24 protein-coding genes are annotated in these 26,525 nt (G+C 67.0%); 19 read left to right on the forward strand and 5 right to left on the reverse strand.

Annotated elements, in window-relative coordinates:
• Window positions 1–30: 30 nt before the first annotated feature.
• Window positions 31–1,026, reverse strand: coding sequence for an LLM class flavin-dependent oxidoreductase (locus tag WJ542_RS09940; protein WP_411189135.1), 996 nt, complete (start codon window positions 1,024–1,026; stop codon window positions 31–33).
• Between the two features lie 664 nt (window positions 1,027–1,690).
• Between WJ542_RS09940 and hpnI the strand changes: the two genes are divergently transcribed.
• The 7 genes from hpnI (at window position 1,691) to WJ542_RS09975 (ending at window position 8,177) form a co-directional block, all read left to right on the forward strand.
• The gene (hpnI, locus tag WJ542_RS09945; protein ID WP_411189136.1) at window positions 1,691–2,962 is read left to right on the forward strand and encodes a bacteriohopanetetrol glucosamine biosynthesis glycosyltransferase HpnI; all 1,272 of its coding nucleotides are present in this window, start codon (window positions 1,691–1,693) and stop codon (window positions 2,960–2,962) included.
• The gene (locus tag WJ542_RS09950; protein WP_411189137.1) at window positions 2,952–3,083 is read left to right on the forward strand and encodes a hypothetical protein; all 132 of its coding nucleotides are present in this window, start codon (window positions 2,952–2,954) and stop codon (window positions 3,081–3,083) included. The genes hpnI and WJ542_RS09950 overlap by 11 nt, the downstream gene beginning before the upstream one ends.
• Window positions 3,080–4,501, forward strand: a complete 1,422-nt coding sequence (hpnJ, locus tag WJ542_RS09955) for a hopanoid biosynthesis associated radical SAM protein HpnJ (RefSeq protein WP_411189138.1) — start codon at window positions 3,080–3,082, stop codon at window positions 4,499–4,501. Before WJ542_RS09950 ends, hpnJ begins: the two co-directional genes overlap by 4 nt.
• A complete protein-coding gene (gene hpnK, locus WJ542_RS09960) occupies window positions 4,501–5,409 on the forward strand; it encodes a hopanoid biosynthesis-associated protein HpnK (RefSeq protein WP_411189139.1) in 909 nt (302 codons plus the stop codon). The genes hpnJ and hpnK overlap by 1 nt, the downstream gene beginning before the upstream one ends.
• Entirely contained in the window at window positions 5,406–6,464 is a 1,059-nt protein-coding gene (locus WJ542_RS09965; RefSeq protein WP_411189140.1) for a lysylphosphatidylglycerol synthase domain-containing protein, read from the forward strand. Before hpnK ends, WJ542_RS09965 begins: the two co-directional genes overlap by 4 nt.
• A 95-nt stretch (window positions 6,465–6,559) precedes the next feature.
• Complete coding sequence (locus tag WJ542_RS09970) at window positions 6,560–7,129, forward strand: hypothetical protein (RefSeq protein WP_411189141.1); 570 nt, start codon at window positions 6,560–6,562, stop codon at window positions 7,127–7,129.
• A gap of 16 nt (window positions 7,130–7,145) precedes the next feature.
• A complete protein-coding gene (locus WJ542_RS09975) occupies window positions 7,146–8,177 on the forward strand; it encodes a patatin-like phospholipase family protein (RefSeq protein ID WP_411190519.1) in 1,032 nt (343 codons plus the stop codon).
• Between the two features lie 37 nt (window positions 8,178–8,214).
• Here WJ542_RS09975 and WJ542_RS09980 read toward each other — a convergent pair whose 3' ends face one another.
• Window positions 8,215–8,553 (reverse strand): type II toxin-antitoxin system PemK/MazF family toxin, encoded by a 339-nt coding sequence (locus WJ542_RS09980; RefSeq protein WP_411189142.1) that lies wholly within the window; start codon window positions 8,551–8,553, stop codon window positions 8,215–8,217.
• 6 nt (window positions 8,554–8,559) lie between these two features.
• Window positions 8,560–8,847, reverse strand: a complete 288-nt coding sequence (locus tag WJ542_RS09985) for an AbrB/MazE/SpoVT family DNA-binding domain-containing protein (protein WP_027796462.1) — start codon at window positions 8,845–8,847, stop codon at window positions 8,560–8,562.
• Window positions 8,848–9,287: 440 nt separating this feature from the next.
• On the opposite strand from WJ542_RS09985, the gene WJ542_RS09990 reads away from it, so the two are divergent.
• From WJ542_RS09990 to WJ542_RS10045, 12 genes are all read left to right on the forward strand, one after another.
• Entirely contained in the window at window positions 9,288–9,977 is a 690-nt protein-coding gene (locus WJ542_RS09990; RefSeq protein ID WP_411189143.1) for an ABC transporter permease, read from the forward strand.
• A gap of 19 nt (window positions 9,978–9,996) precedes the next feature.
• Window positions 9,997–10,710 carry an ABC transporter permease gene (locus WJ542_RS09995; RefSeq protein WP_411189144.1) on the forward strand — a complete coding sequence of 238 codons (714 nt, stop codon included), beginning with the start codon at window positions 9,997–9,999 and terminating at the stop codon, window positions 10,708–10,710.
• Between the two features lie 83 nt (window positions 10,711–10,793).
• Window positions 10,794–11,597: an ABC transporter ATP-binding protein gene (locus WJ542_RS10000; RefSeq protein WP_411190520.1), complete on the forward strand. Its 804-nt coding sequence runs from the start codon at window positions 10,794–10,796 to the stop codon at window positions 11,595–11,597.
• Between the two features lie 49 nt (window positions 11,598–11,646).
• Complete coding sequence (locus WJ542_RS10005; RefSeq protein ID WP_411189145.1) at window positions 11,647–12,759, forward strand: GlxA family transcriptional regulator; 1,113 nt, start codon at window positions 11,647–11,649, stop codon at window positions 12,757–12,759.
• A 180-nt stretch (window positions 12,760–12,939) separates the two neighbouring features.
• Complete coding sequence (locus WJ542_RS10010) at window positions 12,940–14,154, forward strand: aspartate aminotransferase family protein (protein WP_411189146.1); 1,215 nt, start codon at window positions 12,940–12,942, stop codon at window positions 14,152–14,154.
• 32 nt (window positions 14,155–14,186) lie between these two features.
• Window positions 14,187–15,284 carry an arginine/ornithine succinyltransferase subunit alpha gene (gene aruF / locus WJ542_RS10015; RefSeq protein WP_411189147.1) on the forward strand — a complete coding sequence of 366 codons (1,098 nt, stop codon included), beginning with the start codon at window positions 14,187–14,189 and terminating at the stop codon, window positions 15,282–15,284.
• Complete coding sequence (gene astA, locus WJ542_RS10020) at window positions 15,281–16,330, forward strand: arginine N-succinyltransferase (RefSeq protein WP_411189148.1); 1,050 nt, start codon at window positions 15,281–15,283, stop codon at window positions 16,328–16,330. Before aruF ends, astA begins: the two co-directional genes overlap by 4 nt.
• 8 nt (window positions 16,331–16,338) lie before the next feature.
• The gene (astD, locus tag WJ542_RS10025; protein ID WP_411189149.1) at window positions 16,339–17,802 is read left to right on the forward strand and encodes a succinylglutamate-semialdehyde dehydrogenase; all 1,464 of its coding nucleotides are present in this window, start codon (window positions 16,339–16,341) and stop codon (window positions 17,800–17,802) included.
• 12 nt (window positions 17,803–17,814) lie between these two features.
• The gene (astB, locus tag WJ542_RS10030; protein ID WP_411189150.1) at window positions 17,815–19,155 is read left to right on the forward strand and encodes an N-succinylarginine dihydrolase; all 1,341 of its coding nucleotides are present in this window, start codon (window positions 17,815–17,817) and stop codon (window positions 19,153–19,155) included.
• The gene (gene astE, locus WJ542_RS10035) at window positions 19,139–20,191 is read left to right on the forward strand and encodes a succinylglutamate desuccinylase (protein WP_411189151.1); all 1,053 of its coding nucleotides are present in this window, start codon (window positions 19,139–19,141) and stop codon (window positions 20,189–20,191) included. Before astB ends, astE begins: the two co-directional genes overlap by 17 nt.
• A 248-nt stretch (window positions 20,192–20,439) precedes the next feature.
• Window positions 20,440–21,234, forward strand: a complete 795-nt coding sequence (locus WJ542_RS10040) for an ABC transporter substrate-binding protein (RefSeq protein ID WP_411189152.1) — start codon at window positions 20,440–20,442, stop codon at window positions 21,232–21,234.
• Between the two features lie 367 nt (window positions 21,235–21,601).
• A complete protein-coding gene (locus WJ542_RS10045) occupies window positions 21,602–22,921 on the forward strand; it encodes an EAL and HDOD domain-containing protein (protein ID WP_411189153.1) in 1,320 nt (439 codons plus the stop codon).
• 104 nt (window positions 22,922–23,025) lie between these two features.
• Here the strand turns inward: WJ542_RS10045 and WJ542_RS10050 are convergent, their stop codons facing one another.
• Both WJ542_RS10050 and WJ542_RS10055 read right to left on the reverse strand, forming a co-directional pair.
• The gene (locus tag WJ542_RS10050; RefSeq protein WP_411190521.1) at window positions 23,026–24,468 is read right to left on the reverse strand and encodes an HDOD domain-containing protein; all 1,443 of its coding nucleotides are present in this window, start codon (window positions 24,466–24,468) and stop codon (window positions 23,026–23,028) included.
• A gap of 48 nt (window positions 24,469–24,516) precedes the next feature.
• A complete protein-coding gene (locus WJ542_RS10055) occupies window positions 24,517–26,466 on the reverse strand; it encodes a putative bifunctional diguanylate cyclase/phosphodiesterase (protein WP_411189154.1) in 1,950 nt (649 codons plus the stop codon).
• Between the last annotated feature and the right edge of the window lie 59 nt (window positions 26,467–26,525).

Genomic DNA, 26,525 nt, shown 5'->3' on the forward strand with positions numbered 1-26,525 from the left:
CGGGGGAGGCGGCTGCACGCCCCCGGGCGCTTACTGCGCTGCCGAGAGCGCCTCGCGCACTTCGGCGGCGATCTCGAACGAGCGCAGCCGCGCCGCGTGATCGTACATCTGCGCCGTGACGATGAGCTCGTCCGCGGCGGTCTGCTCGATGACCGAGGCGAGCTGGGCTCGCACGGTCTCGGGCGAGCCCACCGCCGAACAGGCGAGCGCGTGCGCGACGCCCGCGAGTTCGAATTCGGTGGCCTGGATCTTCGTCACGGGCGGCGGCAACTGCCCCGGCGTGCCGCGCCGCAGGTTCACGAACTGCTGCTTGAGCGACGTGAAGAGAAAGCGGGCTTCGTCGTCGGTATCGGCGGCGAAGACATTGACGCCCACGATCGCGTGCGGCCGCGCCAATTGGGCCGAGGGACGGAACTGCGAGCGGTAGACCCGGAGCGCGGTGAGCAGGTGATCGGGGGCGAAATGCGAGGCGAAGGCGAACGGCAGGCCCATGGCCGCCGCCATCTGCGCGCCGAACAGGCTCGATCCGAGGATGTAGAGCGGCACATTCAGCCCCGCCCCGGGCACCGCGCGCACGCGCTGACCCTCCACCGGCGCGGCGAAGTAGCGCTGCAGCTCGGCGACGTCGTCGGGGAACGCATCGGCGCTCGACTGAAGGTCGCGCCGCAGCGCGCGGGCCGTCGTCTGGTCGGTGCCCGGCGCGCGGCCGAGCCCGAGGTCGATGCGGCCCGGATACAACGATTCCAGCGTGCCGAACTGTTCGGCGATCACGAGCGGCGCGTGATTGGGCAGCATGATCCCGCCCGAGCCCACGCGGATCGTTCGCGTGCCGCCCGCCACGTGACCGATCACGACCGAGGTCGCCGCGCTGGCGATGCCCGTCATGTTGTGATGCTCGGCGAGCCAGTAGCGGCGGTAGCCGAGGCGTTCCGCGTGGCGGGCGAGGTCGAGCGTGTTGCGCAGGGCGACGCCGGCGTCGGAACCGGCCGGAACGGGGGAAAGATCGAGAACCGAGAAAGGGATCATGGCGCGTTGGAGGGGGCGGATGGGCTGCAAGCCGGGTGCAAGGTGGGGCCATTGTGCCCATGCGCGCGGCTTTCTGCTGGCGGCGAACCCGAATCCCTGGCGGCCGTGGGGCTATGCCGGCAAGCCTTTGCGGAGCGGCGGAACCGGGATGCATTGCGATATGCATTCTTTTAATCTGCTAAATGCTGACATAAACCTTTAATTCGCTTTCATTAAATTGCGATTGCGTTTTGCTTACCGGGTATTTCGAAACGTAAATCGTGAAGGCAAGCCGCTAAATGCCTGAAATAATGACGGTTCCCGCATTGTCGGAGAGGGCGAAAAGCAGTGTTGCAGTTCGGTTCAAGCAGTTTCAGGAACGAACTGTTACAATTTTACGCGTTCAGGCGGTTGTGCAGTGAAACCGAATGAGCGTCAGTTATTGTCGAAAATGATGCAGCCGGGTTTTGTGCCGCATCATGTCGCGTGGCATTCAGGGTTGATCTTCTGGCGAGGAATCTGCGCTGCAGTTACGATGCGCGGTTGCCATTTTTCCGAACTTCATGGTTGTGCAAATGTTACGAGGCGATCCGGCCGGGCAGGCCGTCGCAGGGATCGGCGCCGGCGCCCGGCAGTCGTGCCGGCAGTTGCGTGCGCGGCGCGGCGCCTCGCCGGAGGTGAGGGCATGACGACGTCGCTCCCGCTGGCCTCCTGGTTCGTCGTCGCGCTGTGCTGCGTGGTCGCGTTTTACGCGGTCTGCGCGGCGCTGACCATGCCGCGTCTTGGTTCGGCCTCGCTCGTGCGCGAGGCGGCGCGGCGCGCGCGCGCGCGCCGGCCTTCCGGCGTGAGCGTGCTCAAGCCGCTGTGCGGCGCCGAACCCCGTCTGTACGAAAACCTCGCCACCTTCTGCGAGCAGCGTCATCCGCGCTTTCAACTGCTGTTCGGCGTCTCGTCGCCCGCCGATCCGGCCATCGCCGTCGTGCAGCGCCTGCAGGCGGCGTATCCGCATTGCGACATCGAACTCGTGATCGACGCGCGCGTCTACGGCAGCAATCTCAAGGTCAGCAACCTGATGAACCTTGCGGCGCGCTCGCGTTACGACGCGCTGATCGTCGCGGACAGCGACATCGCCGTCGAGCCCGACTATCTGGATATCGTCACGGCGCCGCTCGCCGATCCGAAAGTCGGCGTCGTGACCTGCCTTTACCATGCACGCAGCGTCGGCGGCTTCTGGCCGCGTGTGGGCGCGCTCTTCATCAACGAGTGGTTCGCACCCTCGGTGCGCGTCGCGCACACCACGGGCTCGCGCGCGTTCGGTTTCGGCGCGACGCTCGCGCTCTCGCGCGCCACGCTCGAGCGCATTGGCGGCTTCGCGGCGCTCAAGGACTGCCTCGCCGACGACTACATGCTTGCCCGCTACGCGCGCGACCACGGGCTCGCCACGGTGCTCGCGCCGGTCGTGGTCGAAACCGACGTCGTCGAGCCCACTTTCGGTGCGCTCTGGCTGCGCGAAACGCGCTGGCTGCGCACGATCCGCTCGGTCAATCCGGCGGGTTTCGCCTCGCTCCTCATCACTTTCACGTCGCCGTGGCTCCTGCTGGGCGGCGTGTTGTGCGCGCTGCTTGCCTTGGGTGGCCTGCCGATCGGCGCGGGGCTCGCGGGCAGCAGCAGTTCCGCGGCCATACTGGCGGTGCTCGGCGCGAGCACCGCAGGCGGTATCATCGCGCGTGCGCTGTTGCATGCGCGGGGCAGCGCCAGTTGGCGCGTGTTCTGGCGCGATTTACCGCTCGTGCCCTTGCGCGACGGGCTGCTCGCGCTGCAGTGGCTTGCGGCGGCATTCGGCTCGCACGTCGTCTGGCGCGGCGTGCGCGTGCCGGTGGCCAATCCCGAGGCGGGCGAGCCAGGCGTGGGCGCCTCGGCGCGCCGGCCGGCCGTGGAGGTGTCCGATGGCCGCTGAGTTCGAGACTGGGTTCGAGATTGATGGCGCGGGCCGCGAGGGCGGCGCGCGCGACGATTTGTTCATGTTCATTACTTTTTTGCCCGATACAACCCGGGTTGCCGGAGCACTCATCTCATGAAAACGCTGTTTCTGCAGGCCCCGTCCTATGACGGCTTCGACGGTGGCGCCGGTTCGCGCTACCAGGCAAAGCGCGAGATCCGCTCGTTCTGGTATCCGACGTGGCTTGCGCAGCCCGCGGCACTCGTGCCCGACAGCCGCGTGCTGGATGCGCCCGCCGACGGCCTCTCCGTCGAAGCAACGCTCAAGATCGCCGACGACTACGACCTCATCATCATCCACACGAGCACGCCGTCGTTCCCGACCGACGCGCTCTTCGCCGAGGACCTGAAGAAGCGCAAGCCGTCGCTGCTCGTCGGCATGGTGGGGGCCAAGGTGATGGTCGATCCGCACAACTCGCTCACCGCGAGCGAGGCGATCGATTTCGTTTGCCGCGAGGAATTCGACTACACGTGCAAGGAAATCGCCGAAGGCAAGCCGTTCCCCGAGATCAAGGGTTTGAGCTGGCGCGCGAAGGACGGCTCGATCGAGCACAACGAAGCGCGTCCGATCCTCGAGAACATGGACGAACTGCCGTTCGTGGCGCCCATCTACAAGCGCGACCTGAAGATCGACAACTACTTCATCGGCTACCTGAACTTCCCGTACGTCTCGATCTACACGGGTCGCGGTTGCAAGTCGCGCTGCACGTTCTGCCTGTGGCCGCAGACGGTCAGCGGCCACCGCTACCGCACGCGTTCGGTCGAGAACGTGCTTGCGGAAGCGAAGTGGATTCGCGACAACATGCCGGAAGTCAAGGAACTGATGTTCGACGACGACACCTTCACCGACGACCTGCCGCGCGCCGAAGCCATCGCGATCGGTCTGGGCAAGCTCGGCATGACGTGGTCGTGCAACGCCAAGGCCAACGTGCCGTACAAGACGCTCAAGGTCATGAAGGAAAACGGCCTGCGCCTGCTGCTCGTGGGTTTCGAGTCGGGCGACGACCAGATTCTCGTGAACATCAAGAAGGGCGTGCGCACGGACTTCGCGCGCCGCTTCAGCGCGGACTGCAAGAAGCTCGGCATCAAGATCCACGGCACCTTCATCCTGGGCCTGCCGGGCGAAACGCAAGAGACCATCAAGAAGACGATCGAGTACGCGAAGGAAATCAATCCGCACACGATCCAGGTCTCGCTCGCCGCGCCCTATCCGGGCACGACGCTCTACAAGCAGGCTGTCGAGAACGGCTGGATGGAAGAGAACAAGACCATCAATCTCGTGAGCAAGGAAGGCGTGCAGCTCGCGGCGATCGGCTATGCGCATCTGTCGCGCGACGAGATCTATCACCATCTCGAACAGTTCTATCGCCAGTTCTATTTCCGCCCGTCGAAGATCTGGGAAATCGTGCGCGAAATGCTCACGAGCTGGGACATGATGAAGCGCCGCCTGCGCGAAGGCGTGGAGTTCTTCCGCTTCCTGCGCGCCCACGAGGCATGATGGACCGGCCGCCCCGCCACAGTGGGCAAGACCGGCGCGCGCTCATCTTCACCGCCGACGACTTTGGCCTGCACGAGCGGGTCAATGTCGCGGTCGAGCGTGCGCATCGCGAGGGGGTGCTCGATGCCGCGAGCCTGATGGTGGCCGCGCCCGCGGCCGCCGGCGCCGTGGCGTGCGCGCGGCGCCTGCCATCCTTGCGCGTGGGGCTGCATCTGGTGCTGGCCGACGGAGCGGCGATGCTGCCGCGCACGCAGATTCCCGCACTCGTCGATCGGGAAGGGCGCTTCGGCCAGAACATGGCGCTGGACGGCGTGCGCTTTTTCTTCCTGCCGCACGTGCGTGCGCAACTCGCGAAGGAGATTCGCGCGCAGTTCGAAGCGTTCGCGGCGACCGGGCTCGCGCTCGATCACGTGAACACGCACAAGCACTTCCATCTGCATCCCACCGTGCTCTCGCTGATCCTTTCGATCGGCCGCGAGTTTGGCCTGCGTGCCGTGCGCCTGCCGCTGGAGGCCGGCGCGCCCCTCGCGCTCAAGCCCTGGCTCGCGCTCGTGCGCGCCCGCCTCGCGCGCGCGGGCATTGCGCACAACGACTTCGTGGTGGGCATCGCGAAGACGGGCGCGATGGACGAGGCGGTGCTGCTCGACGCCATCGCGAACCTGCCCGAAGCGGGCGTGGGCGAAATCTACTGCCATCCGGCCATCGCGGCTGAAACGGGCGAGGGCGCCATTACGCCTTCCATGCAGACCTATCGCCACGCCGACGAACTGGCGGCCTTGATGTCGCCGCGCGTTGCGCAGGCGCTCGCGGCGGCCCGCGTGCGTCATGGCGGTTTTACGGATGTGTTCTACGGCGGCGAGGCGCAGGCCGGCGCCCACGCGCTCGCGCGGGAGCCGCAGCCGTCATGAAGTGGCTTCAGTGGCTGGGCCTGCCCGTCGGCATCGCGGTTCTGATCGCGCTCGCGATCCACGACGGCGCGCACGACATCGTGCATGCCGTCGGCGTAGCGGGTCCGGCGCTGCTCTGGCTCGTACCGTTTCACGCGCTGCCGCTTTTGCTCGATGCACACGCGTGGCGTTTGCTGCTCGGCAAGCGTCTGCCGCTCGGTTTCCTCTGGTGGATTGCCACCGTGCGCGAGGCCGTCAGTCGCCTCCTGCCCGTGATGGGCGTGGGTGGCGAGGTCGTCGGCATACGGCTGGCGCGCTGGCGCATGCGCGACGGCAGCTTCGTTACCGCCTCGGTGATCGTGGAAGTACTCATCACTATCGCCGTGCAGTACGCGTTCTCGGCGCTCGGCCTCGTGCTGATCGTCGCCGCAACCGGCAACGGCGGGTCGCTCCACACCATCACCACGATCGGCCTTGCGCTCGTGCTCACGATGCCGTTCCCCGTGATCGCCGTCCTCATGCTGCGGCGCGGCGGCGTGTTCCACAAGATCGAGCGCTGGGCCGCCCGCATGTTCGGCGCCGGGCATCCGCTCGTGATCGGCATCGACGGCCAGCAGCTCGACCGCGATCTGGACGCGCTGATGTCTCGCACGGGCCTGATGTTCCGCACTTTTAGCTGGCAGTTGGCCGGCTATATGCTGGGCGCCTTCGAGACCTGGTGGGCGCTGCGGCTTCTGGGTTTTCCGGTGTCGGTCGAGGGGGCGCTCGCTATCGAAGCGCTGACCCAGGCCGTGCGCCACGCGGCCTTCATGGTGCCGGCGGGGCTCGGTATCCAGGAGGCCGCCGTGGTGCTGCTCGCGCAACTCTTCGGCGTGGGCCCCGATGTGGCGTTTTCGCTCGCGCTCGTCAAGCGGATGCGCGAAGTGGTGTTTGGCTGCCTTGCGCTGCTTTCCTGGCAGGGCGCGGAGATCGTGCGCACGCGCCGCTTTCCTGGCCGTGGCGCAGTGTTCGAGCAGGCGAACGACGTCACGGCGCGTGGCACGGTTCGTTCCGGGCAGCACGAAGAGGTTCGCTAAAGGGTACATTGAGGGTACATTGGCGAAATCCTCCGACAAGGCGCGCCTTTCTCCGGTGCGCCTGCGGACCGTTCGTTATCCCGATTCGCAGGACCATGAAACTCAACTTGCAGGCGAGCCGGTTCGCTTTCGCCGCGCTCGCCGTGGCGGCGATGCTTGCGCTCACCGGCTGTAACGACCGCCAGACCGATTCCATGTGGCAGACGCTCAAAGCCTTCTTCGATTCGGTGAAGCCTGATGTGCTGCTGCTCAAGGGCCTCACCCCGGGCGTCTCGACGCTCGATGACGTGCGCCGCCAGATGGGCAGGCCCGAGACCGAGCGCCTCTTCGACAACGGCTCGCGCCGCCTCGAATACCCGCGTGGCCCGCAGGGCCTGAACACCTACATGGTGGACATCGGACCGAACGGACGGCTCGTCGCGATCACTCAGGTCCTCACGGCCGGGAACTTCGCGAAGATCCGCCTCGGCATGTCCGAGGACGAGGTGCGGCAACTGCTCGGCAAGCCCGGGCAGATCGCGGCGTTCCGCCTCAAGAAAGAGACCGTGTGGAGCTGGAAATGGCTCGAAGGCGGAGTCGAGCGGGAGGCGTTCTTCAATGTGCACTTCGGACCGGACGGCCGGGTCGTGACGACCTCGCGCTCGGACGTGAACCGCGGGCACTGAGCGGCGGGAGGCCAGAATCATGCAGCGACGGCGTACTCCTCGTATCGGGCTCGTGCTAGGCGGCGGCGCAGCACGCGGCTGGGCGCATATCGGCGCGATCCGCGCGCTCGAGGAAGCCGGCATCAAGCCCGATGTCGTGTGCGGCACGTCGATCGGCGCGCTGGTTGGCGCGGTTTATGCGAACGGCGATCTCGACTGGCTGGAGGAATGGGTCGGCAAGCTCACGTGGCAGACCGTGGTGCGGCTGCTCGACCTGCGCTTTTCGGGCGGCCTGCTTGGTGGACGCAAGGTGATCGACGTCTTCGCGAACAAGTTCAACGGGTGTGGCATCGAGGAACTGGCGCTGCCGTTCACGGCGATTGCCACCGAACTCGATACCGGCCGCGAGGTATGGCTGCGCGACGGCGCCGTAGCCGAGGCGGTGCGCGCCTCGATTGCGATTCCCGGTCTTTTCACGCCGATCTGGCACGACGGCGTATGGCTCGTGGACGGGGGGCTCAGCAACCCGGTCCCGGTTTCCGCCGCGCGCGCGATGCGCGCCGACTGCGTGATCGCCGTCGACCTCAATCACGACCTCCTGAACGGCCGCGATCTGGGCGGCATGATCGATACCGTGCCGCGCGAGGTTCCTGTGGCGGCCGCCGGTATGCCGCCAGCGAGCGAGGGGGAGGAGGGTCACGAGGCCGATCAAGAGTCGGAACCGCCAGAAGAGGCTGGCCCGCCGTTGGTCCTGCGCCGCAACGGCAAGCCCTTCCCGCGCTGGCTCCAGCCTTCGGCGACGGCCGGCAGCGACGACGTGCGTCTCGCGCCGCCGCCCAGCGCGCGCGTGCCGTCGTTGCTGAGTTCGATTGCGCAGAGCATCGACATCATGCAGGTGCGCATCACGAGGAGCCGTCTCGCGGGCGAGCCCGCCGACGTGCTGATCCAGCCGCGCCTTGGCGGCATGGGCATTTTCGACTTTCACCGCGCGGCGCCTGCCATCGCGGAAGGGCGCGCGGCCGTGCAGTACATGCTGCCGGCGATACGCGCGCAGTTGGGGATGGAGTAAAGCGCGGCGCCTGGGGCGCGCCTCGGGCGTCTCGCCGCTACAGATTTAGAATGCCGGCGACGGCAAACCGGGCTGCTTCCAGTTCTTCTTCTGTCGCCGCCTCGCCCCGGTGACGCCAGATTCGTCCCCTCAGGGACAGCGTGGTGATTTGATCCGCCATCGCGACGCACGGCCTGCTGAGGCCGCTGATCGGGATTTCCGATTCCCAGCCGTGAATGGTGCTGGTAATGGGCAGCCCGATGAAGCGGCTTGTCAGTTCGTTGAATTCGGCGGCCGTGAGCACGAGGGCCGGCCGGTAGCCGTCCTGCTCATTGCCTGCGCCCGGCCCCACGTTGAGCCAAACAATATCGCCTGCATCGGGTGTTCCGTTCTTCATGCGTTCTCACCATGGGTCAAAACGCGTCGGGTCATCGGGACCACCGATTTCGGAGCCCTGCGGTTCGCCGAAGTCGACGAGCGGATGCTGCGCCAGCCGCTTCTCGCGCAATTGCTGCAGATACCGCTCGCGCGAAAAGCGCCGGATTGCCGTATGAGGGCGAATCGTGAGCACACCGTCTTCGACTTCCATTTCGATCTCCTGGCCTTCGGCAAACGCCAGCTTTGCGGCAACGCTGGCCGGGATTCGCACCGCAAGGCTATTTCCCCAACGCTTGAGGGTCTGAATAGACATTTAACATCTCCTTGGGTTTGTCCACCAATCTGCCGAACGGCCTGCCAATACGATGTATCGACGCGTTGATACATGCTGGATCGTACTCTGCCGGCACTCTTGTGTCAACGCGTTGATACATTGCCTGCGGAACGTCCGCGACGGCCCAGCCAGCGCGCGAGGTGCGCCGCACGGCCTATCGAAAAAACGCCTCCAAACTTGCGAAAACGCTCCGCCCGGCGGAGCGGCGTCGCTTCGGCTTTCAATTTCATCGCGCCCGCGAAGACAGGGGCTGCTGTGGCCGCCGGCCCGCATGAGGCAGCGGATGCTGCACTGCAATATTTCAGGTGCCGACGATTGAGCGATCCTTTTTGCCCTGCGACGATCCGCGCACATTCTCCCGGCGCCGCGCACGGCGTGGCCGCCGGGGGAAGCCGACAACGATTTCCCCGGAGACGCGCGTGTTCCTCTACGGCTTTGGCCCGATTCTCCTCGCCGGCACGATCCAGACCGTCGAGCTTTCGCTGCTCTCGCTCGGCGTGGCCGTGCTGCTGGGCCTGATCGGCGCGGCGGCGAAGCTCTCGCCCAACCGGGCGCTCTCGGCGGCGGCGACCGCCTATACCACGCTGATCCGTTCGGTGCCGGACCTCGTGCTGATGCTGCTGCTGTTCTACAGCATCCAGATTGGCGTGAACGAGGCCACCGACGCGCTCGGCATGGCGCAGATCGACATCGACCCGTTCGTGGCCGGCGTGCTGACGCTCGGCTTCATCTACGGCGCGTATTTCACCGAAACCTTCCGGGGCGCCTTCCTCGCCGTGCCGCGCGGCCAACTGGAAGCGGGCTACGCCTACGGCATGAGCGGTGCGCGCGTGTTCGCACGCGTCCTGTTTCCGCAGATGATGCGCTTCGCGCTGCCGGGCATCGGCAACAACTGGCAGGTGCTCGTGAAGGCGACGGCGCTCGTTTCGATCATCGGCCTCGCCGACGTCGTGAAGGCCGCCCAGGACGCGGGCCGCAGCACCTTCAATCTGTTTTTCTTCCTCCTCGTGGCCGCCGCGATCTACCTGGCGATCACGACCGTCTCGAACTTCGCGCTGATCTGGCTCGAACGCCGCTATTCGGCGGGCGTGCGTCACGCGCAACTCTGACGAGCGGGGACCACGCCTCATGAACGAGATCATTCAGCAGTTCGGCAAGGCCTTTCTCTACTGGGACGGCGAACATGTTTCGGGCCTCGCGATGACGCTGTGGCTGCTCGTCGTTTCCGTCGGGTTCGGCTTCGTGTTCTCGGTGCCGCTCGCGGTGGCGCGCGTATCGAAGCGCCGCTGGCTCTCGGTGCCCGTGCGCTTCTACACCTATGTATTCCGCGGCACGCCGCTCTATGTGCAGTTGCTGCTCATCTATACGGGCGTGTACAGTCTCGCCTTCGTGCGCGCCGAGCCGCTGCTCGACGCGTTTTTCCGCAGCGGCCTGAACTGCGCGATCCTCGCGTTCGCGCTCAACACCTGCGCGTACACGACCGAGATTTTCGCCGGCGCGATCCGCGCGACCTCGCACGGCGAGGTGGAAGCCGCGCGTGCCTACGGCATGAGTCCGTTCACGCTGTACTGGCGCGTCGTGCTGCCCTCGGCGCTGCGCCGCGCGCTGCCGCTGTACAGTAACGAAGTGATTCTGATGCTGCATGCCACGACCGTCGCCTTCACCGCCACGGTACCCGACATCCTGAAGGTCGCGCGCGACGCCAACTCGGCAACGTACCGCTCGTTCGAGTCGTTCGGCTTCGCGGCGCTCATCTACTGTGCGGTATCGTTCGTGCTGGTGGCCGCGTTCCGCCGTGCCGAACGCCGCTGGCTCGGCTATCTCGCCGTGCGCAAGCACTGACGCGCTGCTCCACATAGCCCCGAGCCCCACCGGAATCAAGAAGGAGACCCATCTTGTCCCAGACGACGCAAAATGCGCAAAACGTGCAGAACGCAGCCCGCTCCGCGACCGAGGCGAGCACGAGCAAACTGATCGCGCGCGACATCCACAAGCGCTATGGCGACCACGAGGTGCTCAAGGGCGTTTCGCTCGATGCGAAGAAGGGCGACGTGATCAGCATTATCGGCGCGAGCGGCTCGGGCAAGAGCACGTTCCTGCGCTGCATCAATTTCCTCGAGAAGCCGAACGCCGGCGAGATCGTGGTGGACGGCGAGGCCGTGCGCACGAAGGCGGGCCGTGGCGGCGACCTCGAAGTGGCCGATCACAGGCAGCTTCAGCGCATTCGCACGAAGCTCGCAATGGTGTTCCAGCATTTCAATCTCTGGTCGCACATGAACGTGATCGAGAACGTGATCGAGGCGCCCGTGCATGTGCTGGGTGTGCCGCGCCGCGAGGCCGAGGAGCGTGCGCGCGAATACCTCGAAAAAGTGGGTCTCGCGCCGCGCGTGGAGAAGCAGTATCCGTCGCATCTTTCGGGTGGCCAGCAGCAGCGTGTGGCGATTGCGCGCGCGCTGGCGATGCGCCCGGACGTCATGCTGTTCGACGAGCCCACCTCGGCGCTCGACCCCGAACTCGTGGGCGAAGTGCTGAAGGTGATGCAGAAGCTCGCGGAGGAAGGCCGCACCATGATCGTCGTCACGCACGAGATGGGCTTCGCGCGCAACGTCTCGAATCATGTGATGTTCCTGCACCAGGGCCGCACGGAAGAAGAGGGCGCGCCTGCCGACGTGCTCGGCAGCCCGAAGAGCGAACGGCTGCGCCAGTTCCTCTCGGGCAGCCTGAAGTAAGCAGGACCCGCCGCCCGCTGCCCGCCGCAAAGAGGCCTGCATTCCGACGATGATCCGTACCAGCCCCAGCGCGCCCGCGGCGCCGAACGCCGTACCCAACAGCGCCGCGCCCGGCAATCCGCAAGGCGCGGCGCCCGCGCGCGCGGGCCGCACCACGCAGGTGGCGATCGTGGCGCTGCCGCCGGTGTCGATGTCGGGCGTGGGACCCATCGTCGACGCGTTGAGCCTTGCCAACGAGATCGACGGCCGCGCGCTCTACCGCTGGCAGATGCTTTCGTGGAACGGGCGGCCCGTGCCGCTCTCGGGCGGCGCGCAGTGGCCCGCCGACGGCGCTTTCGGCGACGCGCTCGCGTGCGACTGGCTGATCGTCGTGACCGAGCGCTACCAGCAGTTCGCCGACTACCGCCTCTTTCTCGCGAGCCTCGCGCGCGTAGGCCAGCGCACGCCGCTCGTCACGGGCATCCACCACGGCATCTGGTGGCTCGCGATGGCCGGGCAACTGCAGGGCTATCGCGTGGCCGCGAACTGGGAAACGTACCAGCAGTTCGCCGAGCAATTCGAGCGCACCATCGTCACGCAGCACATCTACGAAATCGACCGCGATCGCGCGACCTGCGCGGGCGGTCAGGCAACGCTCGACTTCATGCTGGCGATGATCGGCCGCGACCATGGGCCCGAGCTTGCCGCGCGCATTGCCGACGCGCTTGGCGCGAGCACGCTCAGAAGCGGCGACGAGCGCCAGCGCATTCCTTACGTGACGGCGCCGGGCGAGCGCCATCCGCGCCTGAACGACGCGCTCATGCTCATGGAAGCGAACATCGAGGACCCGCTCACCACCGACGAGATCGCCGGTCTCGTGGGCGTGTCGCGGCGCCAGCTCGAACGGCTCTTTCGCCAGTACCTCGGTGCGATGCCGTCGAAGTACTACCTGGGCCTGCGCCTCGCGAAAGCGCGCTCGCAACTGCAGCGCACGAGCAAGTCGGTCGTGCAGATCAGCCTCGCGTGCGGGTTTTCGTCGGCGGCGCATTTCTCGAATGCCTATCGCGAGCGTTTTGGCGTGACGCCGCGCGAGGATCGCCGCAACTGGATCGAACGCCAGCACGGCGGCGCGGTGGCCGAGCCGCGCGCCGGCGCGCTCGTCGAGCCGCCGGAACCCGCATGAAAGGGCCGGCGCCGCGCACGAACACGTCGGCCTCGAAAGAACGTGTCGCGCATACGCAAGACGTTTGCAGCGCGCTTGCCTACACTGCACCTGTTATCGATGCGCGCACCGCATGCGCGGCGCGTGCTGCCCGAACCCCTGGCTTGCTTTGAGCCTGCCTCGAGACTGAGAGGATCCGCCATGAACGACCAGACTGTGACCCGCAAGACCTTCGACGACGTGATGGTGCCGTGCTTCTCGCCGGCGCCGTTCGTGCCCGACCGCGGCCTCGGCTCGCGCGTATGGGATACCGAAGGCCGCGACTACATCGACTTCGCGGGCGGGATCGCCGTGACGGCCCTCGGCCACGCGCACCCGGAACTGCTGCGCGTGCTGAACGACCAGGGCAGCAAGCTCTGGCACATCGGCAACGGCTACACGAACGAGCCGGTGCTGCGCCTTGCCCGCAAGCTCGAAGCGCTGACTTTCGCCGACCGCGCATTCTTCGCGAATTCGGGCGCCGAGGCCAACGAGGCCGCGCTCAAGCTCGCCCGCCGGGTCGCGTTCGAACGTTTCGGCGAGCAGAAGTTTGAAATCGTTTCGTTCACGCAATCGTTCCACGGCCGCACTTTCTTCACGGTGAGCGTGGGCGGTCAGCCGAAGTATTCGGAAGGTTTCGGGCCGGTGCCGGGCGGCATCCGCCATCTGCCGTACAACGACATCGACGCGGCGCGCGCGGCGATCGGCTCGCAAACCTGCGCGGTGATCGTCGAGCCGGTGCAGGGCGAGGGCGGCGTGATCCCGGCCGATCCGGCTTTCCTGCGCGCGTTGCGCGAGGCCTGCGACGCGCACGGCGCGCTCCTGATTTTCGACGAAGTGCAGACCGGCGTGGGCCGCACGGGCCACTTCTATGCGTACGAAGACACGGGCGTGACGCCCGATATCCTGACGACGGCCAAGGCGCTCGGCAACGGCTTCCCGATCGGTGCGATGCTGACGACCGAAGCGATCGCCGCGCACTTCAAGGTGGGCGTGCACGGCACGACTTACGGCGGCAACCCGCTCGGCGCGGCGATTGCGGGCAAGGTGGTCGATATCGTGAGCGAACCGGCCGTGCTCGCGGGCGTGCGGGCGCGCGGCGAGACGATCCGCGCGAAGCTCGCCGGGCTGCACGAGCGTTTCGACGTGTTTGCCGAGGTGCGCGGCAAGGGCCTTCTGATCGGCGCCGAATTGAACGCGCGCTACGCGGGCCGGGCGAAAGACTTCAACGCGGCGGCGGCCAGCCATGGCGTGATGATGCTGATCGCGGGCCCGGACGTGCTGCGCTTCGCGCCGTCGCTCATCATTCCCGAAGCGGATCTGGCCGAGGGCTTCGTGCGTCTCGAGCAGGCCTTCGAGGACGTCATCGGCGGCTGATCCGCCGACACTCAACCGACACAGGACCGACGATGCTTTTCGTTCGCCCCGCAAGGCTTGCCGACCTCGACGCGATCGCCCGCATGGCGCGTACTGCGCAGCCGGTGCTGCATTCGCTGCCGCATGACCGCGCGGCGCTCGAGGCGCGCATTGCGCTCTCCGAGGATTCGTTTCGCGCCGACGTCGACTTCCCCGGTGAGGAGTTCTATCTTTTCGTGCTGGAAGACCCGGCAACGGGGCGGCTTGTCGGCACGTCGAGCCTCGTGGCGGCGGCGGGCTATTCGGAGCCGTTCTACGCGTTTCGCAACGATGCGCTGATTCACGCCTCGCGCGAACTGCACGTGAACCGCAAGATCCATGCGCTGCAGATGTCGCACGAACTCACCGGCAAGAGCCGTCTGGCGGGCTTTTACATCGACCCCTCGCTGCGCGGCGACGCCGCCGCGCATCTCATGTCGCGCGCTCGCATGATGTACGTGGCGATGAACCGCCGGCGCTTCACGCCCGAGGTGTTCTCGCTGCTGCTCGGCGTGACCGACGAGGCCGGCGTGTCGCCGTTCTGGGAAGCGGTGGGGCGCAAGTTCTTCGGGCGCGATTTCAAGGACATCGAAATGGCCTCCGGCGGGCGCAGCCGCACCTTCATCGCGGAGGTGATGCCGGCGTATCCGATCTACGTGCCGCTGCTGCCCGAAGCCGCGCAGCGCGTGCTGGGGGAGCCGGACCCGAGCGCGCTGCTTGCCTACGAGATTCATCTGGAGGAGGGCTTCGAGCCCGACCGCTATGTCGATATCTTCGACGCGGGCCCCGTGTTGACCGCGCAGGTGGACCGCACGGCTTCAGTGGTCGCCAACGAAAGCCGCACGGTGTGCGAGGCAGCGGAGGGCGCGCCAGGCGCGTCGTGGATGGTCGCGAGCCAGCGTGCGGGCGAATTCCGCTGCGTGCTCGCGAATCTTCCGCCCTTGCCTGAAGGAACGCGAGGCGCGCCGCGCCACGCCGTGCGCGGTGAAGCGCCGCTCGACGCCGCCGCGCGCGCCGCGCTCGGCGTGCAGGACGGCGATAGCGTTTGCTGCGTGCCGCTGTGGCGCGAGACATCGGCAACGGAAGACCAATCGATGGGAGAGTCGCAATGATCGTGGTTCGCGTCGTGCAGACGGGCGATGTGGACGCGCTCGTCGCGCTAGCCCAGGAGACCGGCCCCGGCCTCACCACCTTCAAGCCGGACCGCGACGCGCTGATCGCGCGCATCGCGCGCACGCGGCGCACGCTCGCGAGCGAGGCTGCGCAGGCCGAAGCCGGCTATTTCTTCGTGATGGAAGACACCGCCACCGGCGACGTGGCGGGTGTCTGCGGCATCGAAACGGCGGTGGGCCTGCAGCAGCCGTTCTACAACTACCGCGTGAGCACGGTCGTGCATGCGAGCCAGGATCTCGGCATCTGGACGCGCATGCGCGCGCTCAACATCTCGCACGACCTCACGGGCTATGCCGAGGTCTGCTCGCTGTTCCTCTCGCCGCGCTACCGCACGGGCGGCGTGGGCAGCTTGCTGTCGCGCTCGCGCTTCATGTTCATCGCGCAGTTCCGCGACCGCTTCCCGGAACGCATTTGCGCAGAGCTGCGCGGCCATTTCGACGCGGACGGCACCTCGCCGTTCTGGCGCGCAGTCGGTTCGCACTTCTATCAGATCGACTTCAATGCCGCCGACTACCTGAGCGCGCACGGCCGCAAATCCTTCCTCGCCGAGTTGATGCCGCGCCATCCGGTCTATGTCGAGCTGCTGCCCGACGAGGCACAAGCCGCAGTGGGCCTCACTCATGCCGACACGATTCCCGCGCGCCGCATGCTCGAAGCCGAGGGCCTGCGCTACGAGAATCACGTCGACATCTTCGATGCAGGCCCCGTGCTCGAATGCCATATCGCCGACCTGCGCACGGTGCGCGAGAGCGTGGTGGTGCCTGTCGAGATCGGCACGCTTGAGGTGGGAGTCCAGGATGGACAGGATATAAAGGGCGTGCGCTCACTCGTTTCGAACACGTCGTCCAGCGACTTCCGCGTGGGCTTTGCGCCCGGTACGGTACGCGACGGCGTGTTCACGCTGAACGCCGAGGAAGCGGCGGCGCTGAACGTGGCGGCGGGCGATCCTGTGCGCGTGCTCGGTCCCGCACAAAAGCATCTATAGGAATACTCATGAACGAGCTTTTCATCGATGGGCAATGGTGCGCGGCTTCGGGCCCGGCATTCGCCTCGCGCAACCCGGGCACCGGCGAGACGGTGTGGAGCGGCCAGGCCGCGACCGCGGAAGAGGTAGACCGTGCCGTGAGCGCTGCGCGCCGCGCGTTCGGCGCCTGGTCGCAGACGCCGCTCGAAGCGCGCTGCGAGATCGTGCGCCGCTTCGCCGCGCTCGTCACCGAACGCAAGGAGCAGCTCGCGCAGGCCATCGGCCGCGAGACCGGCAAGCCGCTGTGGGAAGCGCGCACCGAGGCGGCGTCCATGGCCGCGAAGGTCGCGATCTCGATCACGGCCTACGGCGAGCGTACCGGCGAGAAGCGCACGCCGATGGCCGACGGCGTCGCCGTGCTGCGGCACCGTCCGCATGGCGTCGTCGCCGTGTTCGGGCCGTACAACTTCCCGGGGCACCTGCCCAATGGCCATATCGTCCCGGCGCTGATTGCCGGTAACGCCGTGGTGTTCAAGCCGTCCGAGCTTGCGCCCGACGTCGCGCGCGTGACAGTCGAGCTCTGGCGCGAAGCGGGCCTGCCCGCGGGCGTGCTGAACCTCGTGCAGGGCGAGCGCGACACGGGCATCGCGCTCGCGAATCATCGCCAGATCGACGGGCTTTTCTTCACGGGCAGTTCGGACACCGGCACGCTGCTGCACCGGCAGTTCGGCGGCCGGCCCGAGATCGTGCTCGCGCTTGAAATGGGCGGCAACAACCCGCTCGTCGTCGCGCCGGTGGCGGATATCGACGCGGCCGTGCACCATGCGATCCAGTCGGCGTTTCTTTCGGCGGGGCAGCGCTGTACCTGCGCGCGCCGCATTCTCGTGCCGACGGGCGCATTCGGCGATCGTTTCCTCGCGCGTTTCGTCGAGGTGAGCGAGCGCATTGCCGTGGGCGAATACGACGCCGATCCGCAGCCATTCATGGGCGCCGTGATCTCGGCGCGCGCGGCCGCGAAGCTCGTGAGCACGCAGGGCATGCTGATCGAGCGCGGCGCGCGCGCCTTGCTGACGATGGCGCAGCGCGACCCGTCGCTCGGCTTCGTGAGCCCCGCGATTCTCGACGTAACCGGCGTGGCCGATCTGCCCGACGAAGAGCACTTCGGACCACTCGCCCAGGTAACGCGCTACGCGGATTTCGACGAGGCGATCGCGCGGGCGAACGATACGGCCTACGGTCTCTCGGCGGGCCTGCTCGCCGACGACGAAGCGCTCTGGCACCGGTTCGCGCGCGACATCCGCGCAGGCATCGTCAACTGGAACCGTCCCACCAACGGCGCGTCGAGCGGCGCGCCCTTCGGCGGCACGGGCCGCTCCGGCAACCAGCGCCCGAGCGCGTATTACGCGGCCGACTACTGCGCCTACCCGATGGCGTCGGTGGAAAGCGCGCAACTGCAAATGCCCGCGAGCGTTTCGCCGGGCCTGCACTTCTGAAGAGGATCGACGATGCAAACCCTTGAAGCCAACTTCGACGGACTCGTCGGCCCGACCCACAACTATGCCGGCCTGTCGTTCGGCAACGTGGCGTCGCAGAACAACGAGAAGTCCGTTGCGAACCCGAAGGCCGCCGCACGCCAGGGACTCCGAAAGATGAAGCGGCTCGCCGACCTCGGCTTTGCCCAGGGCGTGCTGCCGCCGCAGGAGCGGCCGTCGATCCGCCTCCTGCGCGAGCTCGGCTTCACCGGCAAGGATGCCGAAGCTATCGCGAAGGCCGCGAAGGAGGCGCCCGAACTGCTCGCGGCGGCGAGTTCCGCGTCGGCCATGTGGACGGCAAACGCGGCCACCGTGAGCCCCTCGGCCGACACGCCCGACCGCCGCGTGCATTTCACGCCCGCGAACCTGTGCAGCAAGCTGCATCGCGCCATCGAGCACGAGGCCACGCGCCGCACGCTCGGCGCGATTTTCGCCGATCCGTCGCATTTCGTCGTGCACGACGCGTTGCCGGGCACGCCCGCGCTCGGCGACGAGGGCGCGGCCAACCACACGCGTTTTTGCGCGCAGTATGGCGGGCGCGGCGTGGAGTTCTTCGTCTACGGCCGCAGCGAGTACCGCCGCGGCCCCGAGCCGAAGCGCTTCCCGGCGCGGCAGACCTTCGAGGCGAGCCGCGCAGTCGCGCAGCGCCATGGTCTTGCCGAGGATGCGACCGTGTTCGCGCAGCAGAACCCCGACGTGATCGATGCCGGCGTGTTCCATAACGACGTGATCGCCGTGGGCAACCGCAGCACGCTGTTCTGCCACGAGCTGGCGTTCGTGGAGCAGAAGGCCGTGTACGACGAACTGCGTGGAAAGCTCGCGGCGCACAGCGCGCCGTTCCACGTGATCGAGGTGCCGGATGCGCAGGTGAGCGTGGCGGATGCCGTGTCGTCGTATCTGTTCAACAGCCAGTTGCTGAGCCGCGCGGACGGCACGCAGATCCTCGTGGTGCCGCAGGAATGCCGCGAGAATCCGCGTGTGGCGAACTACCTCGACGAACTCGTTGTGACGAGCGGTCCGATCGACGAAGTGCTCGTGTTCGAGCTGCGCGAGAGCATGAAAAACGGCGGCGGCCCGGCGTGTCTGCGGCTGCGCGTGGCGCTCTCGGAGGCCGAGCGCGCGGCGGTGGCGCCGGGCGTGTGGATCGACGACAAGCTGTTCGCGCGCCTCGACACGTGGATCGAAAAGCATTATCGCGACCGCCTCGCGCCGCACGACCTGACCGATCCGATGCTGCTCGCCGAATCGCGCACGGCGCTCGACGAGCTCACGCAGATCCTCGGACTCGGCTCGCTTTATGACTTCCAGCGCTGATATGCCGCTCGCCGATTTTCTGCGCTACACGCTCGCGGGCGAACGCCCCGCGAGCGACGCCGATGCGCGCGGGACCAGCGCGAGCGGTGCGCGCTGGCAATGGCTCGACGATGGCGTGCTGCAGATCGAGCCGTCACGAGTGGAAGCGGCGACGAGGAGCGTGCTGCTTTCGGCCGGGATTCACGGCGACGAAACCGCGCCGATCGAACTGCTCTCGCAACATGTGGCCGATATCGCGGCGGGGCGCGCGGCGCTTGCGTGCCGTCTGCTGGTGGTGCTGGGCAACGTGGGTGCCATGCGCGAAGCGCGCCGCTATCTCGACGACGATCTGAACCGCCTCTTCGGTGGCCGTCATGCACAGGCAGGGACGAGCGCAGAAGCGCCGCGCGCCGCTGCGCTCGAAATGCATGCACAGCGCTTTTTCACTGCGGCGGCCGACGCGCCGCACGCGCGCTGGCACCTCGACATGCACACGGCGATCCGCGCCTCCGCGTTCGAACAGTTCGCACTGCTGCCGTATATCGGCAATGCGACGAACGCCGCGCTGTCGCGTGCGATGTTCGCGTGGCTCGCCGACGCACGCATCGGCTGTGTGCTGATCCACACGGAAAAGGGCACGACCTATTCGGCGTTCACGGCCGGAACCTGCGGCGCCACGGCCTGCACGCTCGAACTCGGCAAGGTGCAGCCCTTCGGCCAGAACGACCTCGCGCGCTTCGCCAACGCGGATGCAGCCGTGCGCCGCCTCGTGGCGGGCGCGGCACCCGACGCGCATGCGCCGCTGCCGCGCGTCTTTACGGTGATCGGCCAGATCACGAAGCAAAGCGGCGCATTCGAACTGCACGTGGCTGCCGACGTGCCGAATTTCACGCCGTTCGTGCGCGGCACGGTGCTTGCCAACGACGGCGATTATCGCTACGTCGTCGCGCACGACGAAGAGCGCATCGTCTTTCCCAATCCCGCCGTCAAGCCAGGCTTGCGCGCGGGCCTGCTCGTCGTCGAGACGACGGCCGCCACACTCGGCGCGCTTGCCTGAAGCGGCGGCGCGAGCGTGGCGTTCCAGGCGCCGTAGCCGCGCTTGCGCATCCACGACATCCATTTGCAAGTTCGCCCGCGCGCCGCAGCCTCGTGCGCCGACCGACCCCTTGTGCACCCGCTGTACAATTGCGCCCTCGCGGTTGTTGCGGTGCACCACAAAGAGGGCCTCCGTTTGAGCCGCGATATTGGCGCAGCGATCCTGTGCCGGCGCGCCATAGCGCGTCATATCTGACTGGAAAGAGACACATGAAAACGAACTGGAACAAGCTGGCCGCTCTCGCATTCTGCACGGCCGCCACTCTCGCGGCCGGCGCCGCACAGGCCGCCGACATCAAGGAAATCCGCTTCGGCGTGGAGGCGTCTTATGCGCCGTTCGAGTCGAAGTCGCCCGCGGGCGAACTGCAAGGCTTCGATATCGACGTGGGCAACGCGGTTTGCGCGAAGCTCAAGGCGAAGTGCGTGTGGGTGGAGAACTCGTTCGACGGGCTGATTCCGGCCCTCGAGGCGCGCAAGTTCAACGCAATCAACTCGGACATGACGATCACCGAGCAGCGCCGTCAGGCCATCGACTTCACCGACCCGATCTACGCGATCCCGAACCAGATGATCGCGAAGAAGGGCAGCCCGCTTCTGCCGACCGCCGAATCGCTCAAGGGCAAGCATGTGGGCGTGCTGCAGGGCACGATCCAGGAAGCCTACGCGAAGGCGAAGTGGGCGCCGGCGGGCGTCGACGTCGTGCCGTACCAGACCCAGGACCAGATTTACGCCGACCTCGCTTCGGGCCGGCTCGACGCCGCGTTTCAGGACGGCGAGGCTGCCGCGAAGGGCTTCCTGAACCGTCCGCAAGGCGCCGGATTCGCGTTCGCCGGCCCGGCCGTGACCGACGAGAAGCTGCTGGGCTCGGGCGTGGGCTACGGCGTGCGCAAGGGCGACGCGCAGTTGAAAGGCGAGTTGAACGAGGCCATCAAGGAACTGAAGGCGGACGGCACGATCGACCGCCTGGCCGCGAAATACTTCGACGTGAAAGTCGTGCTGAAGTAAGTTCGAGTCGGTACGACCCAGGCAAAATAATCGGCCGGAGCGTATCCGGCCGGTTGTTTTTTCGGCAGATTGATATGGATTCCGAAATGAGTGGCAAGATTTGACCCCTTTGCTCGTACGGTATGGACGGACGCAGCGTCGTCTGCAAAGCGAGAGCGGTGCCGGCCTCGCGTACAGCGAGGCCAAAAATATTGCCGAATCGGCGCGTGCCGACGTATTCCGGTCGTACTGGACAGGATAGAATCGGTAAGGATTTGCCGGGGCGTGTCGCGCAAGGCACGGCACCCTGCATCGACCTTATCAAGAACCAGAAAGAACCAGACGCCACATGCAGCAGCGTGCAGCAGGGCGCTACGCGAGGGACCCCATGAGCTTGAATGCCGCCGATCGGCCACCCATGCCAGGAGCCGCGGGAGACGATTCAGCCGCGAACCGGTACGACATTGACTTTGCCCGCCAACCCTTGCTCGACCGGGATGGCATGTTGTGCGGCTATGAGATGCTGCCGCGCGTGATCGATCGCGGCGACGACCCCGAAGCGCCAGCGGCGGCGGGCTCCGCACTCATCGCAGCGTTCGCGGCGCCGGCGGTGCGCGCGGCGCTGGTGGAACACCCGGGCTGGCTCGACGTGACGCGCGACGCGTTGTTCGACGAGGCCGTGCTGCGCCTGCCGGCCGCCAGAGTGATGTTCGAACTGCCGCTCGATATCGGCGCGGACCCCGCGCTCGTGGCGCGGCTCACGCAACTGCACGGGCGCCGCTACCGGTTCGCGCTCGATCACGTTACCGAGGCGAACGAAGCCTTCGCGAAGCTGCTGCCGTATGTGGAAGCGGTCAAGATCGATCTGCGCCGCATCGAGCCCGTGCTGTTGCCGAAGTTCGCGAGCGTGCTGAAGGCGGCGGGCAAGATTCTGGTGGCGATGGGCGTGGAGAATCAGGCCGATTTCGAACGCGCGCACACGCTCGGCTTCGACCGGTTCCAGGGCTATTTCTTCGCAAAGCCGCAGGGTGGCGGACGCCGCGCGAGCGCGCCGCGCCAGGCGCTCCTGAACCTGCTGCAACTGCTCGCTTCGGAGCCGACCGTCGCGCAGCTCGAAGCCGAGCTGAAGCTGAATCCCGTGCTCGTGATGCATCTGATGCGGCTCGTGAACTCGCCGAGCTTCGGAAGCGGGCACAAGGTGTCCACGCTGCGCGAGGCAATCAACGCGACGGGCACCAACCGCATTGCGCGCTGGACCCAGTTGCTGCTCTACGCGGACGGCCGCAAGGTCTCGCTCGAAGACGATCCGCTGCTGCAGCTCGCGGCCACGCGCGCGCGCTTCATGGAACTCGCGGTGAGCCAGTTGCCGGAGGCCGGGCGCGACGAGCAGGATGCGGCGTTTCTCGCGGGCGTGTTCTCGTTCGTCGATGCCGTGTTCGGCGGCCCGCTTGCCGCGACCGTCGACATGCTCACGCTCGCGCGTCCCATTCGGGCGGCGATCGTGGGTCGCGAGGGTGTGCTGGGCCGGCTGCTCGACGTGATTCAGGCGCTGGAGCGCGGCGACTGGGACGTCGTCGACATGGCCTGCACGCAGCTCGCGCCGCTCGACGCGAGCGCGGTCGCGGCGCTTGCCCTCGCAGCGGGCGAATGGGCGGGCATGGCGGACCGCAATGCCGAGGCGACGGGGCTGGAGCGAATCGACGACTGAGCGCGGGCGGCCGGCCATGCGGCCGCTACGTACGGGCATCAAGACAAAGGGGCGGTGCGATGCACCGCCCCTTTGTCTTTAGCAGACCGCCTGGCTCCGGCCGTTCAAACGTTGGCGGAGCTCGCCGAGAAGAACCGCGCGAGTTCGCGGGCGAGATCGTTGAGCACGCTCATTTCCTTCTGCGAGATGCGCCTCGGCTCCTGATCGAGCAACCAGTCGCCGTAGAGCAGCGCCACGGGCTGATCGCCTTCGGCCGCCACGGGCAGGAGGACGAAGGCGCGCGTGTCGTCAAAGCTCGAGCGGTACCACGCGGGCAGGCGCGAGATCATCTTCGCGTCGCGCGCGTTCTCGATGAAGATGCCGACCGAGTTCGCGATGGCCAGATGGAACACGTCGGGCTGAAATGCCGCGTTGAAATGCAGTTTCGGCAGCTTGCCTTCGACGCCGGGACCGAAGCCGCGCTGCGCCGCGAACATGTTCGCGCCTTCGCGCACGAACACCACCGTGCGCGCGAAGCCGAGGCCCGCGAGCACCGTCTCGTTCGCAAGCGTGAGGGCCGCGCCGAACGGGCTGTCGGGCGGCAATGCGCGCAAATCTTCCACGCCTGCCGCAATGCGTGCCTCCGGATCGAGCGCCTCGCGCGCGATGGCGTCCGCGTTGGCGCGCAGCTCGACGATCTCGCGCATCACGCCGTCGTCGGCCTCCTCGTTGGCCAGTGCGAGACTCATCTGCACGAGCACTTCCGGATCGGTGCCGAGCGCCCGGCCGTAGTAGTTCGCGAGGTCCGCGATATGCGCCTCGCGCATCTCGTCGGTCAGGTCGGGCGTCGTCAGGACGCGCGCCACTTCGGTGGAGTAGTTCGTGATCGCGCGCAGCCACTGCACCTGGCGCGGCTCGTTGCCCTGCGGGTCGAATTCGCCCATGCCTTCGCGGATCATCCCGGGCATGCGCCAGCGCGTCGCGGCTTCCTGGCCGATTTCGTCGAACGTCACGCCGAGCACGGCGATGCAGGCCTCGTCCTCGGCCGCGCCCTCGTCGCACTCGCGCCGTATCTGGTCCCACTCGGCTTCGAGATAGAACACGACGAGCAGCTTGCCCACCTGGCGCATCAGCGTGCAGACCACGGCTTCCTCGCCCGCGCGCAGGTCGCCGCGCTCGGTGAGCTTGCGCGCGACGCAGCCCGAGAGAATGGTGCGATTCAGTTCGAGCTTCGCGTCGATGCGGCGCGGCGCGCTGTGATGGAAATGGTCGACGATCTTCAGACCCACCACGAGATGGCCCACGGCGTCCATGCCGAGCACCATCAGCGCGCGCGTGACGGTGGTGATATTGCCGCCGAACGCCATGTACATGGCCGAGTTTGCGAGGCGCAATACCTTCTGCGTGAGGGCGAAGTCGGACAGCACGACCTGCACGAGCGCGTTGAAATCGTAGTCGTCGTTGGTCATCGCGGCGACCGTGGTGCGCAGCGACTGCGACAGCATGGGAAAATCGCCACGCTCGTTCATGCGTGCCCATAGCCGGTCTAGCAGGACTGCCTTTACCATCTGAACCATGTCAATTCCGCGAACGCCTCGCCTTGTCGGTTGAGCGCATCACTGTACCTCATGAACGTAGAGCGAGCGCGCATTGAACCGCCGCGCCAGCTCCTCGGACGGGAGCGCCTTGCACACGAGCCAACCCTGAATGTGATCGCAGCCCAGCTTCGTGAGCAATTCGCGCTGCGCTTCGGTTTCCACGCCTTCGGCGACGATCTCGAGGTCGAGCGTGCGCGCGAGGCCCACCACGGCGTTCACGATAGCCTGGTCGTTGCGCGACGTGAGCAGGTTCTCGACGAAGCTGCGGTCGATCTTCAGCTTCGAGAGCGGGAAGCGCTGCAGATAAGCAAGACTGGAGTAGCCGGTGCCGAAGTCGTCCACGGCGAAACGGATGCCGAGCCCCGTCAATTCTTCGAGCAACGTTTTGGCATGCTGCGGGTCCTGCATCAGCAGGCTTTCGGTGATCTCGAAGACGAGGCGGCGCGGATCGACGCCGGTGAGCTCGATCGCTTCCTGAACGCTATCCTTGAAACGCGGATTGCGGAACTGCTGCGGCGATACGTTGACCGCGACGTACTGCAATGAAATGCCTTGCTCGTCCCATTGGGTCAATTGCATACAGGCAGCCTTCAATACCCAGTTGCCGAGATAATTGATCAGGCCGACGGATTCCGCAAGCGGAATAAATGTGGAGGGCGGCACGAGACCGTGCACGGGATGCTGCCAGCGGATCAGCGCCTCCACGCCGACCACGCCGCGCGTGGCGCTGCTCGTGATCGGCTGGAAGTGCAGCGAGAACTCGCCGTTGCGCACGCCGTCGTAGAGGTCCGACTCGAGCTTCAGGCGCAGCGCGTCGGCGGGATCGTCGTCGGGCACGTGCAGCATCAGCGTGTTGCCGCCCGCGGCCTTGGCCTGCTGGAGCGCCTGGTCGGCGCGCCGGATGAGCGGTGTCGGGTCCGCGTGAGGCGCCGTGTCGGCCGCGCTTTGGGCCGGATGGAACGCGATGCCGATGCTCGCCGAGAGGTGCACCGGCTGGTTGCGAAACGTGTAGGGCTGCAGGATCGAGGCGAGCAGGCGCCGCGCCAGCGCTTCGGCCGCGACCGGCACTTCGCCCGGATCGCCGTGCGGCTGCGGCGTAATGACGATGGCGAACTCGTCGCTGCCCGTGCGCGCGATCAGCTCGCCCTGCAGCGCGATATGCGTGAGGCGCCGCGCGGTTTCGCGCAGCAGTTCGTCGCCGGCATCGTAGCCGAGCGCACGGTTCACGCGCTGGTAGTCGTCGAGGTCGAGCAGCAGCAGCGCGACCGGCACGCCGTACAGGTCGGCTTCGGCCTGCACGCGTTCGAGCTCGGGCGCGAGCGCCGTCTGGTTGGGCAGGCCCGTCAGCGGATCGTGGTGCAGGGCGTGCGTGAGACGCTGCTGCTCACGCAGCCAGCCCGAAACGTCGAAGCCCGCCACGGCGAAGCCGTCCCTTCCCGCATAGGATGCGCGCTGTACGCGCAGCTCCACGGCGAGCGGATAGGTGAGCGCCTTCACGAGATCGACCGTGTCTTTCTCGACCGCGCCGGTGGTTGCCGCGCGATCGAAGAGGGCGTCGAGCCGTTGCAGATGATCGGGGGCGACGATGTCCTGCAGCGTGGCGCCGAGCAGGAACTCGCGGTGGTAGCCCGCGAAGCGCAGGCTCGCGTCCGAGACGTAGAGAAAGCGCAGGCTGCGGTCGACATGCACGAGGAAGTCCACCGGGCTCGCGGTTTCCTCGAACGAGCGCGAGACCGCGTCCGCGGCGTCGGACGAGGCATGCGCGGCCGGCGCTTCGTGAGAGCGCTGCGGTTGCGGTTCTGGCTCCGGAGGACGGACGGGCGCAGGGCGGGTGACGGGCGCGAGCGGGGCGCGCGAACGACCATCAGGGCCATCGGAGCCGTCGGGGCGACCGGCGAGCGCGCGAATCCGGTCGATGACCGTGCGCATCCAGCCCGGGCGGGGCGCCGTGATCCTGTTCGCTTCCATGTCTATCGCTGACAACCCTGTTCCATACGGCTCATGTGTGGCGTGTGTCTTCGCAGGGC

The organism is Paraburkholderia yinzeri (assembly GCF_046581065.1).
Classification (GTDB): domain Bacteria; phylum Pseudomonadota; class Gammaproteobacteria; order Burkholderiales; family Burkholderiaceae; genus Paraburkholderia.